Source organism: Bradyrhizobium sp. CCBAU 051011, from assembly GCF_009930815.1.
In the GTDB taxonomy this organism is placed as follows: domain Bacteria; phylum Pseudomonadota; class Alphaproteobacteria; order Rhizobiales; family Xanthobacteraceae; genus Bradyrhizobium.
Map to the genome: position 1 here is coordinate 819,613 of NZ_CP022222.1, position 17,179 is coordinate 836,791.

General features: G+C 63.0%; 15 protein-coding genes and 1 tRNA gene. 12 read left to right on the forward strand and 4 right to left on the reverse strand.

What is annotated here, in order from left to right:
* Position 1 precedes the first annotated feature (1 nt).
* Positions 2 to 1,114: an amidohydrolase family protein gene (locus ACH79_RS03995; RefSeq protein ID WP_161849863.1), complete on the reverse strand. Its 1,113-nt coding sequence runs from the start codon at positions 1,112 to 1,114 to the stop codon at positions 2 to 4.
* 24 nt (positions 1,115 to 1,138) lie between these two features.
* On the reverse strand, positions 1,139 to 2,200 hold the full coding sequence (locus ACH79_RS04000) for an amidohydrolase family protein (RefSeq protein WP_161856199.1): 1,062 nt from the start codon (positions 2,198 to 2,200) through the stop codon (positions 1,139 to 1,141).
* Positions 2,201 to 2,428: 228 nt separating this feature from the next.
* On the opposite strand from ACH79_RS04000, the gene ACH79_RS04005 reads away from it, so the two are divergent.
* The 7 genes from ACH79_RS04005 (at position 2,429) to ACH79_RS04035 (ending at position 12,248) form a co-directional block, all read left to right on the forward strand.
* Positions 2,429 to 2,920 carry a hypothetical protein gene (locus ACH79_RS04005; protein WP_371419360.1) on the forward strand — a complete coding sequence of 164 codons (492 nt, stop codon included), beginning with the start codon at positions 2,429 to 2,431 and terminating at the stop codon, positions 2,918 to 2,920.
* 331 nt (positions 2,921 to 3,251) lie between these two features.
* Entirely contained in the window at positions 3,252 to 4,193 is a 942-nt protein-coding gene (locus tag ACH79_RS04010) for an IS110 family transposase (RefSeq protein WP_161849671.1), read from the forward strand.
* A gap of 120 nt (positions 4,194 to 4,313) precedes the next feature.
* Positions 4,314 to 6,059: an FAD-dependent oxidoreductase gene (locus ACH79_RS04015; RefSeq protein ID WP_161849864.1), complete on the forward strand. Its 1,746-nt coding sequence runs from the start codon at positions 4,314 to 4,316 to the stop codon at positions 6,057 to 6,059.
* A 66-nt stretch (positions 6,060 to 6,125) separates the two neighbouring features.
* On the forward strand, positions 6,126 to 6,596 hold the full coding sequence (locus ACH79_RS04020) for a hypothetical protein (protein WP_161849865.1): 471 nt from the start codon (positions 6,126 to 6,128) through the stop codon (positions 6,594 to 6,596).
* A 119-nt stretch (positions 6,597 to 6,715) separates the two neighbouring features.
* Positions 6,716 to 8,224, forward strand: a complete 1,509-nt coding sequence (locus tag ACH79_RS04025; protein WP_161849866.1) for a glucan biosynthesis protein G — start codon at positions 6,716 to 6,718, stop codon at positions 8,222 to 8,224.
* Positions 8,212 to 10,356: a glucans biosynthesis glucosyltransferase MdoH gene (gene mdoH, locus ACH79_RS04030; protein WP_161849867.1), complete on the forward strand. Its 2,145-nt coding sequence runs from the start codon at positions 8,212 to 8,214 to the stop codon at positions 10,354 to 10,356. The genes ACH79_RS04025 and mdoH overlap by 13 nt, the downstream gene beginning before the upstream one ends.
* Before the next feature lie 125 nt (positions 10,357 to 10,481).
* A complete protein-coding gene (locus ACH79_RS04035) occupies positions 10,482 to 12,248 on the forward strand; it encodes an adenylate/guanylate cyclase domain-containing protein (protein ID WP_161849868.1) in 1,767 nt (588 codons plus the stop codon).
* Between the two features lie 164 nt (positions 12,249 to 12,412).
* Here ACH79_RS04035 and ACH79_RS04040 read toward each other — a convergent pair.
* A tRNA-Val gene (locus tag ACH79_RS04040) sits at positions 12,413 to 12,487 on the reverse strand.
* 102 nt (positions 12,488 to 12,589) lie between these two features.
* Complete coding sequence (gene cpdR, locus ACH79_RS04045) at positions 12,590 to 12,949, reverse strand: cell cycle two-component system response regulator CpdR (RefSeq protein ID WP_027539837.1); 360 nt, start codon at positions 12,947 to 12,949, stop codon at positions 12,590 to 12,592.
* Between the two features lie 87 nt (positions 12,950 to 13,036).
* Between cpdR and ACH79_RS04050 the strand changes: the two genes are divergently transcribed.
* The 5 genes from ACH79_RS04050 (at position 13,037) to ACH79_RS04070 (ending at position 17,143) form a co-directional block, all read left to right on the forward strand.
* Entirely contained in the window at positions 13,037 to 13,282 is a 246-nt protein-coding gene (locus ACH79_RS04050; RefSeq protein ID WP_161849869.1) for a hypothetical protein, read from the forward strand.
* Positions 13,269 to 14,156: an N-formylglutamate amidohydrolase gene (locus ACH79_RS04055; RefSeq protein WP_161849870.1), complete on the forward strand. Its 888-nt coding sequence runs from the start codon at positions 13,269 to 13,271 to the stop codon at positions 14,154 to 14,156. The genes ACH79_RS04050 and ACH79_RS04055 overlap by 14 nt, the downstream gene beginning before the upstream one ends.
* 573 nt (positions 14,157 to 14,729) lie before the next feature.
* Complete coding sequence (gene hisN, locus ACH79_RS04060) at positions 14,730 to 15,509, forward strand: histidinol-phosphatase (RefSeq protein ID WP_161849871.1); 780 nt, start codon at positions 14,730 to 14,732, stop codon at positions 15,507 to 15,509.
* A 22-nt stretch (positions 15,510 to 15,531) separates the two neighbouring features.
* Positions 15,532 to 16,059, forward strand: coding sequence for an isochorismatase family protein (locus ACH79_RS04065; RefSeq protein WP_161849872.1), 528 nt, complete (start codon positions 15,532 to 15,534; stop codon positions 16,057 to 16,059).
* Positions 16,060 to 16,162: 103 nt separating this feature from the next.
* Positions 16,163 to 17,143, forward strand: a complete 981-nt coding sequence (locus ACH79_RS04070; protein ID WP_161849873.1) for a tripartite tricarboxylate transporter substrate binding protein — start codon at positions 16,163 to 16,165, stop codon at positions 17,141 to 17,143.
* Positions 17,144 to 17,179 lie beyond the last annotated feature (36 nt).

Sequence of the window (17,179 nt, forward strand, 5' to 3'; positions counted from 1 at the left end):
GTTAGAGCTTGTAGAGCGCGCGCGCGTTGCCGTTGAAGATTTTCCGGCGCTCGTTTTCCGTCAGCGGCGTCTTGAAGGCATAGCGCGGATCGTCGAAATCCCAATGTGGATAGTCCGACGAGAACAGCAGACGATCGGCACCGACCCATTCGATCAGCGAGCGCAGATGCTTTGCCTCATCGGGCTCGTCGATCGGCTGCGTCGTGAACCAGAAATGCTCCTTCACATACTCTGAAGGCCGCCGCTTGAGATGCGGCACCTCGCTGCGGAACGCCTCGAAATGCCGGTCCATGCGCCAGGTGGCCGATGGGATCCAGCCAAAGCCGCCTTCGATGAAGACGATCTTCAGACTCGGGAACCGCTCGGGCACGCCTTCGAGCACGAGGCTGGTGAGCTGCGCCGCCATGGTGTGCGCGTTCGACTGGTGCTCCTCGACATAATAAGACGGCCAGCCGCCGCCGGTCGGCGCATGCCCGCCATAGCCGCCGACATGAATGCCGAGCGGCAAGCCCAATTCCTGCGCGCGGGCATAGATCGGCCAGTAGCGGCGGCGGCCGAGCGGCTCGTTGGCGCGCGGGCAGACATTGATCTGCACATAGCGGCCGATCCTGGCGCAGCGCTCGATCTCGGCGATCGCGAACTCTGTATCGTCCTGCCCGGCGAGGATCGAGGCTTTCAAGCGCGGATCGCGGTCGGACCAGAACGCAAGCTGCCAGTCATTGATGGCGCGCTGGACCGCGGCGCCAAATTCCAGGTTCTGCTGCGAGAAGATGAAGAGATCGAGCACCTGCAAGATGCCGTACTCGACATCGAGCGGATCGAGGTGCTGCTTGCGCATGAAATCGAGATCGGAGCCCGGCGGCCCGCCGGTCGGCGGCCAGGCGTCGCGGCGCGCGATCAGCGGCGAGGAGCGCGGATAGGGTGTGGTGCCGATATAGGGCGTGCGCAGATGGCTGCCATAGGTGCGCAAATGCTCCTGCCAGCGCCTCGGCATGAACTGCTCGATATCGGCATGCGCATGAATGCTCGGATGCACATCGCAATCGATGATGCGCAGCCGGCTCTGGGCGGCGATTTCCTCGCCGAGAATGGGGCGGTCGATGACGTCACTCATGCGATCCTCCTTGGAATTTATGGTTCACGCGGCAAGCTTCAGCCGCGGAAACGTCTCAAGCGGGTTATCGGCGCACATGCGCGAAGCAATGCTGGCTGGCAGATGCGGCGGCATCGGATCATCGCCGTCGAATTGCCAGTGCGGATAGTCCGACGCGAACAGGAACATCTTGTCGGAGCCGATCTGCTCGATGACATCGGCGACGCCAGCGGCATCCGGCGAACCATCAAACGGCTGCATGGTGACGCGGACATGGTCGCGAATGATCGCGGCCGGCTCGCGCTCGACCCAGGGCACCTCGACGCGCACGCCGCGCCAGGTCTTGTTGGCGCGCCACATGAAGGCCGGCAGCCAGCTCACGCCGGATTCCATCAGCACGACCTTGAGATCAGGGAATTTTCCGAACACACCCTCATAGATCAGGCTCAGGAGCTGGGCCTGAAACGCCTGCGCTTCGGCGAGATAATATTCGTAGCGATAGGACGGCCAGCCGATCGAGCTCGGCGCGGTGCGATAGGCGCTGCCGGCATGGATCGCGACCGGCAGCTTGTGTTTCGCTGCGGCCTGCCACACCGGCCAATAGTGCCGGCGTCCGAGCAGCGTCTCGCCCTGCGCCAGCACCAGCACGGAGACGAAGCGGTTGTCGCCGGCCCTGCGCTCGATTTCGTCCACTGCCAGATCCGGCGCCTGCAAGGGCAACACGATCGACGCGCTCAGCCGCGAATCCTTTGAAAGCCATTCGGCCGCGATCCAGTCATTGATCGCCTTGCAAAAGCCGGCCGCCATATAGGAATCGAACACCGCCTGCGCGCCATAGACGACATTGCAGATGGCGTGGCTCGCACCGAGCTGGTCGAACGCGCCGCGCTGCACCATCTTGAGCTCACTGCCCGGCTTGCCATTGGCGGGACGCCAATCGGCGCGGCCGGAGAACGGCATGTTGGGCGGATAGGAGTTGAGATCAAGGCCGTCGATAGCGCGGCTGACCACCTGCTCTTTCCAGTGGTCGTCGAGATAGGGCAGCAGCGTGGTGCGGGTGCCGCCCACCGCGGGATGGATATCGCAGTCGATCCGCGTGGCCGCCATGGAGGTTCCTCGGGATTTCGTCGTGCCAGCGATCTTGGTGTCGCGGCCGCAACTGTGACGCCGATGCGGGGACGGCGCAAGCGCATAACTGGAGGGCCGCTCTGCCTTGGATGCACGCCGCATTTCCCTTCTCCCCTTGTGGGAAAGGGAGGACCGTGGTGCGATTGACAGGCGAAGCCATCCCAATCCAGATATTCGCGCAAGGGGCGCGTCGAATTGAGGAACGAAATGCAACTGAAATTTGGCAGGCCGGCTATTCTCGCCGTCGCGCTCCTCACATGCAGCGTGTCCACCGCATCGGCCGCCTCCGCAACGGCGAGCGGACAGGCCGCACTGGCGCTCGCGGGCGTCGTGGCGCTCTATTCGCCGCTACTCACCTCGGATGAACGGGAAGCCGTCTCGGCGCTCTTCGTCGGACAGTCGGGCGTGCGCTACGCCAGGAAGATTTCGGTCACGGCGGACAAGATCGTCTGCCGCGTCAGCAATGTCGACATCACCGCGCGCACCTGCGAGCTGACATTCAAGGGCGCCAAGCAGACCATCACCGGACGGCGGGCCAGCGAAGTCTTTGCAACCGAAGCCATGGCCGGCGTTCCCCCTGACGGCACCGCCGGATCGGTGTCCGAAAGCCTCTCGAAGCTGAACTGCACGCTCGACCCCGCCGAGATCAGGAAAAAGGCCGGCGGCGGCGCCGACTGCTCGTTCGAGACGGGGAATTGAACGCTCTTTCTTCTTCCCTTCTCCCCTTGTGGGAGAAGGTGGCATAGGCAGCCTTTGGCCGCCGTCTTCTTAGAACGCCGATGCTTCGCATCGGCTACGGCGCCGGATGAGGGGTTCTCTCCGCGGAGACAGACCCCTTGTATCTGCACGGCCAAGATTTGTGCGATGGAAGCGACTTAGCGTCTTGGCCGGTGGCCACCGGCCAAGACGCGTGGCGATGTCGCCCGTTCCCCCTCCGGCTACAACCGTGGGTGAGCTTTGGGATCTTCGCCATGTCACGCACGACCGAACAGTCGCTTGAGCTCCGATCGCATGGACAAGGCAGGTTACCGTGAAGAACACAATTTGTGGAGTGGACGTTTCGAAAGCCAAGCTCGATGTTTGCATCGAGCCCGGGCATCGGCTTGCGAGCTTCAATAACGATACGGCAGGCATTGCGGAACTGGCCGCGTTCTGCCGTGAACATGCCGTCACGCTGGTGGTGATGGAGGCCAGTGGCGGGTACGAGCGACGGGCATTCGTCGAGCTGTGGGAAAAAGGCATCAGCTGCGCGCTGACCAATCCACGCAACGTCCGCCGCTACGCCGAGGCGATGGGCATTCTGGAAAAGACCGACCGGATCGATTCCTCCGTCATTGCCCGCTTCGCCCATGCCAAGAACCTGGCTCCGACCCCCTTGCCAAGCCAAGCCCAGCAGCGCCTGAAGGCGCTTGTGGCAAGGCTCCGGCAGGTCACCGACGATCTCACCGTGCAGAAGCAGCGTCGCGCAAGCCTGCTCGATAACCCCGAGATGCTGGCCAGCCTCGACGAAGTGATCGCCCTGCTCAAGCGCCAATCCCGCTCGCTCGAGGGGGAAATCGCCTCCATGATCGATGACGATCCGCTGTGGGCAAAGCTCGCCGAGACCTGGCGCGAGATGAAGGGCGTCGCCGGGCGGACCGTTGCGCGCCTTCATGCCGAACTACCGGAAATTGGCACGCTCTCCAACAAAGCCATTGCCAAGCTTGCCGGCCTTGCCCCGATCGCCAATGACAGCGGTAAGCGAAAGGGCAAGCGACCCACCCGCGGTGGTCGCGCCGGCGTCCGCTCGATCCTCTTCCTCGTCGCGGCCATCGCCGCCCGCTACGACAAAAGCCTTGCCGAGTTCCGCGACAGGCTGCTCAAGGCCGGCAAGGAGAAAATGGTCGTTCGCATTGCCCTTGCCCGCAAGCTCCTCGTCAGGCTCAACGCAAAAGCTCGCGACGCGCGAACCGCGTATGCCAATGCAACTTGACAAACCAGATAGTCGCTCATCCGTCTCAATCGCGCTTTTGCGCGATTGATCCACCTTCTCCCACAAGGGGAGAAGGAAGAAGTGCCCGCGCGATTGACAGACAAATCCGATCACCTCCAAATGTCCACCCAAGATCGGAAAAAGGCAGATCGCGTGGCGGGCAACGAGCAGGAAACTTACGAATGCGACGCGCTGGTGATCGGCTCGGGATGCGGCGGCCTATCGGCGGCGGTCACCGCCGGACACCACGGCCTCAACGTTCTCATCGTCGAGAAGGAGCCGCGCTTTGGCGGCACCACCGCGCGTTCCGGCGGCTGGCTGTGGATTCCCGGCACCTCGTTGGCGAAGGCCTGGGGTATCGAGGAAGGTCCGGAGCAGGCGAAGACCTATCTGCGCCATGAGGCCGGCAACAGCTTTGATGCCGCGCGCGTCGATGCGTTTCTCTCCGCCGGTCCCGAAGCCGTGGATTTTTTTACCAGCAAGACGGCGGTGCGCTTCGACATGCCGCTGACATTTCCGGATTACCACGCCGAAGCGCCCGGTGGCGCGCAGGGTGGCCGATCGATGGTGGCGCGGCCGTTCGACGGCCGCGAACTGGGCGAGCATATCAAGCATCTCGGCAGTCCCCTGCCCGAACTCACGGTGTTCGGCATGATGCTGGGCTCCGGCAAGGACATCGTCCATTTCATGCGCGCGACCAAATCGCTGACCTCGGCGATCTACGTGGCGAAGCGGCTGTCGAAGCATGCGATGGACGTGATGCGCCACGGTCGCGGCATGACGCTGACCAACGGCAATGCACTCGCCGGGCGGCTGGCGAAATCCGCGTTTGAGTTGAAGATACCGCTGTGGCTGTCATCGCCGGTGCATGAACTGATCGTCGAGGATGGCGCAGTGCGTGGCGCGGTCGTCGAACGCCACGGCAAGCTGGTGCGCGTCAACGCCAGGCGCGGCGTGGTGCTGGCCTGCGGCGGCTTCCCGCACGACGTCGCACGGCGCAAGGCGATGTTTCCGCACGCGGGCGATGGCACCGAGCATTTCTCGCCCGGTCCCGTCGGCAATACCGGCGACGGCTTGCGGCTGGCCGAGACGGCGGGCGGCCGCATCGAGGACACGCTACCGAATGCCGCGGCCTGGGTACCGGTGTCGATCACCGAGCGCAAGGACGGCTCCAAGGGCGTGATGCCGCACTTCATCGACCGCGCCAAACCCGGCGTCATCGCCGTGATGCGCAACGGCAAGCGCTTCGCCAATGAAGGCAACTCCTACCACGACTTCGTGCAGGCGATGGTCAAGGCGGCGAAGCCCGGCGAAGAGATCACGGCTTTTCTCCTGTGCGATCACCGCGCCTTGCGAAAATATGGTTTGGGATGCGTGCCGCCGTTTCCGATGCCGCTACGCCATCATCTCGCCACCGGCTATCTCAAGCGCGGCACCACGCTTGCTGAACTTGCCGACCGCACCGGCATCGACAGACAAGGCCTCGAGGCAACCATCGCCGAGTTCAACGCGTCGGCCGCGGAAGGGCGCGATCCTTCATTCGGCAAGGGATCGCGCGCCTATAACCGTTACCAGGGCGATGCGCTGCACGGCCCGAACCCTTGCGTCGCACCGATCAAGGACGGGCCGTTCTATGCCATCAAGCTGGTGATCGGCGATCTCGGCACCTATGCCGGCATCAAAACCGACCAACATGCGCGGGCGCTAGACGAACACGGGCAGCCGATCGCCGGTCTGTACGCCGCTGGCAACGACATGGCGAGCATCATGGGCGGCAACTATCCCGGCGCCGGCATTACGCTGGGGCCCGCGCTGACGTTTGGCTACATCGCAGGGAAACATCTCGCGAACGCGGCTGCACCCTAGAAATGTCCGTAAGCTGGAACGAACGCCGGTGGATTCGATTGTCTCGATCGAACTGGAGATCGTTCCATGCGTGCGCCTCACTTTTGCGCTGCCCTCGTCGCTTCGAGCTTCGTTCCAACGCTCGCCATCGCGGCGAATACGGAGTGGCGGCAATATGTGATCGCGGGTACCGGAACCAGCGTCGACATGCCGGTCTCGATCTTCAGCAGCGACGCCGGACCGCCCGAGGGCGGAACCGGGCGGCGGTTTTTCACCGAAGACCGCCGCGCCGACCTGACGGTGCAGTCCGTTCCCAATCCCGAGAACGATTCCCCTGCCACGTTCCTGGCGAAGCAAAACCCGCCGGCCGGCATCATCTACAAGCGGATCACGCCGGACTTCTTTGTCGTCTCCAGCATTCGCAAGGACCGGATCTGGTACAACCGCTGCAACCGCGGCAACGGTACCATGAACTGCGTGCTGATCAATTATCCCGCCGCAGAAAAACGCCAGTGGGACGGCGTGGTAACACGGATCAGCCACTCGCTGCGAAGCTAGCGCCTCCGACTGAATCTTAGGCACATCGGGAAAAAGCGGCATTTCGGTTCCGAAACAGGGAACGGTCCCGTGTGCACTGCGTTGCCGAAGTCGTCGTTCAGTAATCGCGAGGTTGTTTCGTGAATCGCAGGGATTTCCTCGCTGCTTCTGCGTTGCCGTTGGTAACCGGCGTAGCGTCCGGGCTTCTGTCCACCGCACAAGCGCAGCCGGCGCCGTTCGACCGATCGATCGTCCGGCAAATCGCGCGCGACCTCGCAGGCAAGCCGTACAAGGCGCCCAGCGAGAAGCTGCCCGACAATCTCGCCAATATCGACTACGACCGTTATCGGGCGATCCGGTTCTTGCCGGAGCGCGCGCTGTGGCGCGGCGAAAAGCTGCCCTTCGAAGCGCAGTTTTTTCATCGTGGATTCTTCTACAAGAACCGGGTCGACATCTTCGAAGTGAAGGACGGCCAGGCGGCACCAATCGCCTACCGGCCGGACCTGTTTTCGTTCGGCGATCTGGCACCGCCCGGCCCGGCAGTCGATCTCGGCTTTGCCGGCTTCCGGCTGCATGCGCCGATCAACAAACCCGACTATTATGATGAAGTCTGCGTCTTTCTCGGCGCCAGCTATTTCCGCGCCGTGGCCAAGGGACAATTGTACGGTCTTTCGGCACGGGGACTCGCGATCAACACAGGCGAAGCGAAGGGCGAGGAATTCCCCTTCTTCAAGACCTTCTGGATCGAAAAGCCGGCGCCGGGCGCCAACTCGATCGTCGTGCACGCGTTGCTCGACAGCGAGAGCGCCGCGGCGGCCTACCGTTTCACCATCCGTCCCGGCGACACCACCGTGTTCGACGTTGAAATGGCGATCTATCCCCGCGTCGATCTGCAACAAGCCGGCCTCGCGCCGATGACCAGCATGTTCTTCTTCGGGCCGAACGACCGCAAGGACGTCGAAGATTTCCGTCCGTCGGTCCATGATTCAGACGGCCTTGCGGTTTTCAATGGCCGCGGCGAGGAGCTGTGGCGGCCATTGCACAATCCCCGCGATCTGCAGGTCTCTTCGTTTGCGGATCTCAATCCGCGCGGCTTCGGCCTGATGCAGCGCCAGAGGGATTTTGCCGCCTATCAGGACCTGGAATCGAATTTCGAGCGACGGCCGAGCCTGTGGGCCGAGCCGATCGGCGATTGGGGCGAAGGTGAAGTGAAGCTGCTCGAAATTCCGACCAAGGAAGAGATTCACGACAACATCGCATTGTTCTGGCGCCCCAAAGCGGCGTTGCCGGCCAAGGGCGAGCATACCTACACCTATCGTTTGCACTGGGGCCCGGGTGCCCCCAAGCCGACATCGCTGGCGCGATTTTCCCGGACCGGCATCGGCGTACGAGGCGACAACGCGGCGCTCTTCGTGCTCGACGTGACTGGCGAGAGGCTGAAATCCGTCAATCCGCAAAGCTTGCGCGGCGTGGTGACGGCCGAGAAGGCCAAAATCCAGAACATCGTCACCCAGCCAAATCCGGCGACTGGCGGCTGGCGGTTGAGCTTCGAGCTTGTGAAGGAAAAGGCCCCGGTCGAACTCCGCGCATCGCTGATGCAGGACAATGAAGCGGTATCGGAGGTCTGGGTCTATCGATGGACACCTTAGCGAATACCCGCGGCTCGCGTACGGCCCGCGCTATTCCCTTGAACGAATTTCTCCAGCCGGAATCGCCGATGGACATGGCGGCCCAGCCGTTGCGGCGGTTCGAGCCGCCACCTGCCCCGCGCTTTGCGTCGATGTGGGCTCGGCGCGCATTCATCCTGGCCGGCACCACGGTCCTGACGTCGGCGGGCTGCTACGAAATGTACCGGGTTCTTCAGGTCGGCGGCATCACGGTTCTGGAGTCGATCATCCTTGTGCTGTTCGTGCTGCTGTTCGCCTGGATCGCGTTTTCCTTCATGTCGGCGCTTGCCGGCTTCGCGGTGCTCTTGACACGAAGGAAGAACGAGCTCGGCATCGACCCGGCCGCGCCGCTGCCAGCGATCCACAGCCGGACGGCGATGCTGCTGCCGACCTACAACGAGGACCCCTACCGAGTGCTGGCGCGCCTGCGCGCGATTTATGAATCGGTCGAGGAGACCGGGCACGGTGCCGCGTTCGACTGGTTTGTTCTCAGCGACACCACCGATCCCGCAATCTGGATCGCCGAGGAGAAATGCTTTCTGCAGCTTCGACGGGACGTCGGCAGCGCGGCGGCGATTTTCTATCGCCACCGGCCCGAAAACATCGCGCGCAAGTCCGGCAATATCGAGGAATGGGTCAGGCGGTTCGGCGCCGCCTACGAATGTATGTTGATCCTGGATGCCGACAGTTTGATGACCGGCGACACCGTCGTTCGCTTGGTCGCCGCCATGGAGGAACATCCAAAGGTGGCGCTGGTTCAGACGCTGCCGATTATCGTCAATGCGCGATCCCTGTTCGCCCGATGGCAGCAATTCGCAGGCCGCCTGTACGGCCCGATGCTGGCCGCCGGGATTGCTTGGTGGCACGGCTCGGAAGGCAATTACTGGGGACACAATGCCATCATTCGCGTCCGCGCCTTTGCGCAGTGTGCAGGTCTTCCCGAACTCAGCGGCCGCAAGCCGTTCGGCGGTCATATTCTCAGCCACGACTTCATCGAGGCGGCGATGATGCGGCGGGGCGGATGGGCCGTCCACATGGCGCCGACGCTTCGAGGCAGCTACGAGGAGTGTCCACCGTCGCTGTCGGATTTTGCCGCCCGCGACCGGCGATGGTGTCAAGGCAACCTGCAGCACCTCGCGTTGCTTCCCGCGCGCGGCTTTCACTGGGTTTCGCGGCTTCATTTGCTGACCGGCATTGGATCGTATCTCACCGCGCCGCTCTGGCTGATCTTTTTGACGTTGGGAATCCTGGTGTCGTTGCAGGCGCAATTCGTCCGGCCCGAGTATTTTCCAAAGGGATATTCGCTGTTTCCGACCTGGCCGGCGCAGGATCCGATCCTGGCGGCATGGGTGTTCGTCGGCACGATGGGCATGCTGATCGCGCCAAAGCTGCTCGCCTTCATCGTGCTTCTCACCGATCGCGACACGCGAAGGAAGTTCGGCGGCGGCTTTCGGGTGCTGGCCGGCATCGTCACCGAGACGATCCTTTCGGGCCTGACCGCGCCGGTCATGATGATCTTCCAATCCTCTGCCGTTGCGGAAATCCTGTTTGGACGCGATGCGGGGTGGCAGGTTCAGCGCCGCGACGATGGCGTGGTCTCGCGCCGGGACACCGTCAACACCTATGCGGTACCGACTTTATTTGGGCTCGTCATGGCCATCAGCGCCTACGCGGTGTCGCTACCACTGTTGCTCTGGATGATGCCGGTGATTCTCGGCCTGTTGCTTGCTATTCCAATGGCCATCCTGTCGTCGTCGGTCGATCCGAACCAGGTCCCCAGATTGTTCAGGACGCCCGAGCAGACCGCGCCACCGATTGTACTGGCGAGGGCCAACGAACTGGCCAACGCGCCGCATTCGCTGCTTTCCTGTCCGCTGCACGAGCTGCACCGCCACGCGGACTTGCGCGAGGCGCACCTGAATAACCTGCCTGGCCAGCGGCCGCGAAAACGCGGTGATGTCGACCCGCATCTCGCGATCGCGCGCGCAAAGATTGAAGATGCCGAGAGCTTCGACGAGGCAGCCGGATATCTGAGCCGTCGCGAGAAATTCGCGGTGCTCAATGCGCCTTCGATTCTTGCAGGCTTGTTGGCGTTGCCCGACCATCGAGCATGAGACAACTACCTTCGAATTACCTCATCATTGCAATCTAAAGTGGGGATCCACTGGGATGAGGCTGGCGTCCGTCTCGTCTTGGCCGGCGCGGCAAATCTGCTAGACTGCCCGTCAGCGAGGCGAAAATGGACGCGCCCGGACCCGAGCGAAGGCTCGCTGCGGTCCTTGCCGCCGACATGGTCGGCTACAGCCGGCTGATGGAGGTCGACGAGGCGGGGACACTCGCACGCCTCAAAACCCATCGGCTCGAGCTCATCGATCCCTCGATTGCCAAAAACCGGGGCCGCATCATCAAGACGACCGGCGATGGCATGCTGGTGGAGTTCCACAGCGTCGTGGACGCGGTGTCGTGCGCCGCCGAGGTGCAGCGCCGGATGGCGCGGCGCAATGCGGATGTGTCGCCCGCGCGATGGATCCAGTTCCGCATCGGCATCAATCTGGGCGACGTGATCATCGAGGAGAACGATATCTTCGGCGATGGCGTCAACGTCGCGGCGCGTCTCGAAGTGCTTGCCGATCCGGGCGGAATCTGCGTCTCGGGTGCGGTGCGCGATCAGGTTGGCGACCGGCTTGGCGACATCGTCTTTGTGGATATCGGCAACCAGACCGTCAAGAACATCAGCCGTCCGATCCACGTCTTTCGGGTGCGGCTGGAACCGGATGCCGCCGAGGCGCCCGCGAGCGGCAAGGACGGCGCGACAGCGACGACCACGACGCGAAAACCGTCCATCGCCGTGCTGCCGCTGGTCAACATGAGCGGCGATCCCGAGCAGGAATTCTTCGCCGACGGCCTCACCGAGGATATCATCACCGAACTGTCGCGATTCCGCGACCTGCTCGTCATCTCGCGCAATTCGACCTTCGTGCACAAGGGCAAGGCGGTGAATGTGCAGGAAGTCGCACGCGCGCTCGACGTCGAATACGTGCTGGAAGGCAGCGTGCGCAAGGTCGGCGATCGTGTCCGCGTCACGGTGCAGCTCATCGATGCGCAAACCGACCGGCACGTATGGGCGGAACGCTATGACCGCAAGCTCGAGGATATCTTTGCGATCCAGGACGAGGTGACCGGCGCAATTGTTGCCACCCTTCCCGGCCGCGTCGAGGCCGCCACGCACGAGCGCGCGAAGCGCCAGCGGACCGACAACATGGCGGCCTATGAGTGCGTGCTGGCCGCCAAGGTGCTGCACCACCGCTCACAGCGGGAGGCCAACGCCGAAGCGCAGGCCCTGCTCGAACGCGCGCTTGCGCTTGATCCGGACTATGCGCACGCCCACGCATGGAAGGCATGCGTACTGGGCCAGACGTGGGTTTATGGCTGGTGCGAAGATCGCGACGCCACCTTCCAGCAGGTGGCCGACGAGTTGCAGATCGCGCTGGCGCTCGACGACAACGACAGCGACGTTCACCGCATCCTGGCCGCGGTGAACCTGACGCGCAACGATCATGAAAGAGCGGCTTACCATCAGGAGCGGGCACTCGCGCTCAATCCGAACTATGATCTCGTCGTGGTGCAGCAGGGCGAGTTTCTGACCTGGCTGGGGCGGCCGGAAGAAGGCATCGACTGGATCAAGAAGGCGATGCGCCTCAACCCGTTTCATCCCGAACGCTTCTGGAACCACCTCGGTCGCGCATATTATTGCGCGGAGAAATATGCCGACGCGGCCGAGGCGTTCGCGCGGATCACGCGGCCCGACTTCACCCATCACGCCTTCCTTGCCGCCATCTTCGCGCAGATGGGCGACGGCGTTGCGGCTGCCGCACATGCCGCCGAGGTCGTCAAGCTCGAGCCGGGTTTCTCGCTGGCCAACTATCTCGCCACCCAGCACTACAAACAGGCGGCCGACCGCGCCCGCCATGAGGCGGGGTTGCTCAAGGCCGGATTACCGGCGTGAGGTTGGCGCGGGTCAAATGATAAGGGCTGAGGTCTTGATGCTTCGGAAAAGGCCGGCAGAGCCCGCCTTCGCCAAGTGGCTTCGGCGCGGCAGCCTTCGCTTGCTTCGCTACGATAGGACTGAGTGTGGCTTGCCTAGCCGTAGCTTGCGAAGCAAGCGAAGGCTGGTGGGCACGACAGGGATCGAACCTGTGACCCCTACCATGTCAAGGTAGTGCTCTCCCGCTGAGCTACGTGCCCTAAAGTCCGTATTGGGTGGGGTCCGTATATCGGCTCCAAAGCGCCCCTGCAAGGATACTTGGATGTATTTCTGGAGCGATTTTGACGGAAATGGAGGCCGAATCAGGCCGCCAGCATCTTGTTCACTTCGCTGACCAATTCGCGGAGGTGAACGGGCTTGGCCAGCACCTTGGCGTTCTTGGGCGCTTCCGAATCGGAATTGAGCGCCACGGCGGCAAAGCCGGTGATGAACATGATCTTGATGTCGGGGTCGAGTTCCGAGGCGCGACGCGCCAGCTCGATGCCGTCCATTTCGGGCATCACGATATCGGTGAGCAGCATCTCGAACGGCTCCTCGCGGAGCCGCTGATAGGCCGACATGCCGTTATCGTGGGGCGAGACCTGAAACCCGGCGTTTTCGAGCGCCTTGACCAGAAAGCGGCGCATGTCGTTGTCGTCTTCGGCAAGGAGGATCTTGTGCATGGCGGTCAGTCGTCGAACCCGGCTTGGAGGATCATTCCGCTCACTAAGCCCGACAGAGGGTAAATTTCGGGTGAAGGTAGCGGCTTCTTGGCGGCGGCAGGCGGCGCAAGTTTCTTTAGCGGCGCATATCAGGATCGATCAAGGCGGCGCTTTTCGGGCGATTGCGACACCTTCTGGGAGCACGGCGGCCTTTTTTCGCTTGGCAGAATGATTACGATTACGGACAATGCATCCTTACAAGCCCTGCCCTTCACCGGCAAAATCGATCGCTTGATCGCTGCGGAAGGGAATGCGGAAATTCAAGGGACGGCGCCCCACGATGACCCAGTTTGATGGCGAGCTGTCGCCCCCGTTCGAGATCGTGGAGCCGGCGAGCTGGCGCGCGCCGATCATCTTCAACTCGCCCCATTCCGGCTCGGTCTATCCCCCGGCATTTCTCAACGCCTCCCGGATCGACCTCGCGGCACTGCGCCGCTCCGAGGATTCGTTCATGGACGAATTGATCGGCGGCCTCTGCGAGCAGGGTTTTCCGACGGTGCGGGTCAATTTCCCCCGCTCCTATGTCGACGTGAACCGCGAGCCCTATGAGCTTGATCCGCGGATGTTCACCGGGCGCCTGCCGAGCTTCGCCAACACCCGCTCCATGCGGGTCGCCGGCGGCCTCGGCACCATCCCGCGCGTGGTCGGCGACGGGCAGGAAATCTATCGCGAGCGGCTTTCCGTCGACGACGCGCTGGGGCGGATCGAGGCGCTCTACAAGCCCTATCATCGGGCGCTGCGCCGGCTGATCAACAAGGCCCATCAGGCGTTCGGGACCGTGATCCTGGTGGATTGCCACTCGATGCCGTCGGTCGGCGTGTCCAGGGACGAGCCGCGGCGGCCCGACATCGTGATCGGCGACCGCTACGGCACCAGTTGCGCCAGCCTGCTGCCCGACGTCGTCGAAGAGATCATGAGCGGGCTCGGCTATTCGATCGGCCGCAACAAGCCCTATGCCGGCGGCTTCATCACCGAACATTACGGCAACCCGGCGAGCGGATTGCACACCGTGCAGCTCGAACTCAACCGCGCGATCTATATGGACGAGCGGCGCCGCGAACGCAGCCCGCGCTTTGCGCAAGTGGCCGCCGATTTTGCCGCGCTGGCTGACGCGCTGGCACAGGTGCCGCTCGGCGATCTCGGGCCGTTCCAGGCGGCGGCGGAGTAGAATTTTCAGCACTGTCATTCCGGAGCGCACGCGAAGCGGGCGAGTCCGGAATCTCGAGATTCCCCGATGTGCTTGCACATCTGAGGTCTGCGCTTCGCGCATCCCGGAATGACTCCTGAAAAGAAAAAAGGGCCGCTTGAATGAACAAGCGGCCCAAGTCTAGGGAGGAAACGCCCAAGGAGGGCAGCGATAGCGCGAGGCGCTACCGCACCGCAACAATATGCGGCCGCGCTGCACAAAACGCAAGGGTTTTCGGATCGCTTCCGGTGCAAACCGGGTCAGTCTGGCGAATCGGCAACACAGCCGGCGACGGAAATTTATTGTAGTAATATCATACACTTACGTTCAGATCTCGGCGAGTTCCGTGTTCACTGCAGTGCTGGTATGCCAAAAATCGCGACTTCGTGATGCCGACGCTAACCAAAAATCCACGCCTAAACGAAGCCCGTTCGAAAGCCGATTCGAAAGCTAGCCCCCCAAAGACGGGTGGGAATAACGCCGCGTTGATCGTGCGCCGCCGCCCGGATTGGGATAGGCAATAGGCCGACATTTCTATTGCGGTAAGGGACAGCCGTGACGGTCATCGATTTCACAGCGTTTATCGGGCGCCTTGCCACGGCTTCGGGCGAGACCATCCTGCCGTTCTTCCGGACCTCGCTCTCGATCGACAACAAGAGCGCGAGCGATTTCGACCCGGTCACGGAAGCAGACCGCGCCGCCGAAGCGGTGATGCGCCGCCTGATCAAGGCGAATTTTCCCCAGCACGGCATCGTCGGCGAGGAGTTCGGCAACGAGCGCCAGGATGCCGACTATGTCTGGGTGCTCGATCCGATCGACGGCACCAAATCCTTCATCGCCGGATTTCCGATCTGGGGCACTCTGATTGCGCTGCTGCACAAGGGCACGCCGGTGTTCGGCATGATGCACCAGCCCTATATCGGCGAGCGTTTTTCCGGCGACAGCGGCTCGGCGCATTATTCCGGGCCGTCAGGCGAGCGGCGACTGACCACGCGCCGCTGCGCCTCGCTGAAGGAAGCGACCTCTTTCACCACCAGTCCGCTGCTGATGAACGCCGCCGACCGCGAGATCTTCGGCCGGGTCGAGAACGCCGTGAGACTGTCACGCTATGGCGGCGACTGCTATTCCTACTGCATGCTGGCGGCCGGCCATCTCGACCTCGTGGTCGAGACTGAGCTCAAGCCCTACGACATCGCGGCCTTGATCCCCATCGTCACCGGCGCCGGCGGCATCGTCACCAACTGGGAAGGCAAGCCCGCCCAGAGCGGCGGCCGCATCGTCGCCGCCGGCGATGCGCGCGTGCATGAGGCCACGCTGAAACTGCTCAACAGCTAGGGACACAGCCGAACAGAGCCTGATGGATGCATTGATCGTCGTCGATATGCAGGTCGGGCTCCTTAACGGCGTGCCGAAGCACGATCTGCACGGTGTCATCGAGCGCATCAACCGGCTCGCCGCAAAAGTCCGCGAACGGTCCGGCACGGTCATCTTCGTCCAGCACTGCGGCGGCAAGGGAGATGATTTCGAGCCGGAAACGCGGGGCTGGGCGCTTCTGCCGGAGCTTCATCGGATCCCGGCCGATATTGTCATTCGCAAGACCCTGAACGATGCCTTCGCCGGCACCGACCTCATGGCGCGCCTGGAAGAGATCGCCCCAGACCGGATCTTGATCACGGGATGGGCGACGGATTTCTGTGTCGACGCAACCGTCCGGTCGGCCGTGTCAAACCATCATGATGTTGTCGTGGTGACCGACGGCCACACCTTGAGCGACCGGCCCCACCTCGACGCCGCCAGTGTCATTCGTCACCACAACTGGGTCTGGAGCAATCTGATCACCCGACGATCGGTCAGGCTCGCGCGTACGGACGAACTCCTGCTCTGACGAGGCTGCGCGCCCGCCGCCACCGACAGGACCTTGCATCGGGCAGTCCATCGCGTACGATGCAAGCCAACGCGCACGACAGATGCGCCATCGGGGAGCATTTATGAGACTGCTGAGCAGGCTGCTTGCTGGACTGACGCTGCTATTATCGCCCGTATTGTTACCAGTCTTGGCTTCTGCGCAGGATTTCCCCGCAAAACCGATCAAGCTGATCGTGCCATTCCCGGCCGGCGGCCCCAACGACATCATCGCGCGCGTGATCGGCCAGCGCATGTCCGAGATTGCCAAGCAGCCGGTGCTGATCGACAACCGCAGCGGCCAGGGCGGCGTGCTCGGCACCGACGCGGTCGCAAAAGCCCCGCCCGACGGCTACACCATCGCGATCTCGAGCGCGGGCGCGCTCGCCATCAGCCCGAGCATGGAAAAGGTCGCCTACGACACGCTGAAGGATTTCGCGCCGGTGACGCTGGTCGCCACCGTGCCCGAAATGCTGGTGGTCGCGACCAACGTCCCTGCCAAGGATATGAAAGAACTGATCGCGCTCGCCAAGGCGGAGCCGGGCAAACTGAATTTCGCCTCTTCCGGTCCCGGCAGCCTGCCGCATCTGGCGGGCGAATTGTTCAAGCTGACGGCCAACATCGACATCGTGCACGTGCCCTACCGCGGCGCCGCGCCGGCGGTGAACGACCTGCTGGGACAGCAGGTGCAGATGACATTCCTTGATCTGCCGGTGCTGTTGCCGCAGATCAAGGCGGGCGCACTGCGGCCGATCGCGGTCGGCGCGCCTGAGCGGGCGCCGACGGCGCCGGAGGTACCGACCACCGCCGAAGCCGGAATGCCCGGCATGATCATCGAGAACTGGTATGGCATGGTGGCGCCCGCCGCCACGCCACCGGCGATCATAGCTAGCCTGCACAAGATCACGACCGAAGCGATGCGAGACCCGACCGTGAAGGAGAAGCTCGCGGCCCAGGGCGCAACGCTGGTCGGCGACTCGCCGGAACATTTCCGCCGCTTCATCGACAGCGAAACCAAGAAGTGGGCGAAGGTGATCAAGGACGCGGGAGTCGTGACAACGAAGTGAACATTTCGACACGGACAACGCATCCCTGACGATGGC

Excerpts from the sequence above, each read along its gene's own strand:
- ACH79_RS04070 (WP_161849873.1), top strand. The coding sequence starts at position 16,163 with ATGAGACTGCTGAGCAGGCTGCTTGCTGGACTGACGCTGCTATTATCG.
- ACH79_RS04020 (WP_161849865.1), top strand. The coding sequence starts at position 6,126 with ATGCGTGCGCCTCACTTTTGCGCTGCCCTCGTCGCTTCGAGCTTCGTT.
- ACH79_RS04005 (WP_371419360.1), top strand. The coding sequence starts at position 2,429 with ATGCAACTGAAATTTGGCAGGCCGGCTATTCTCGCCGTCGCGCTCCTC.
- ACH79_RS04000 (WP_161856199.1), bottom strand. The coding sequence starts at position 2,200 with ATGGCGGCCACGCGGATCGACTGCGATATCCATCCCGCGGTGGGCGGC.
- ACH79_RS04065 (WP_161849872.1), top strand. The coding sequence starts at position 15,532 with ATGGATGCATTGATCGTCGTCGATATGCAGGTCGGGCTCCTTAACGGC.
- ACH79_RS04035 (WP_161849868.1), top strand. The coding sequence starts at position 10,482 with ATGGACGCGCCCGGACCCGAGCGAAGGCTCGCTGCGGTCCTTGCCGCC.
- ACH79_RS03995 (WP_161849863.1), bottom strand. The coding sequence starts at position 1,114 with ATGAGTGACGTCATCGACCGCCCCATTCTCGGCGAGGAAATCGCCGCC.
- mdoH (WP_161849867.1), top strand. The coding sequence starts at position 8,212 with ATGGACACCTTAGCGAATACCCGCGGCTCGCGTACGGCCCGCGCTATT.
- cpdR (WP_027539837.1), bottom strand. The coding sequence starts at position 12,949 with ATGCACAAGATCCTCCTTGCCGAAGACGACAACGACATGCGCCGCTTT.
- ACH79_RS04015 (WP_161849864.1), top strand. The coding sequence starts at position 4,314 with ATGTCCACCCAAGATCGGAAAAAGGCAGATCGCGTGGCGGGCAACGAG.
- ACH79_RS04055 (WP_161849870.1), top strand. The coding sequence starts at position 13,269 with ATGACCCAGTTTGATGGCGAGCTGTCGCCCCCGTTCGAGATCGTGGAG.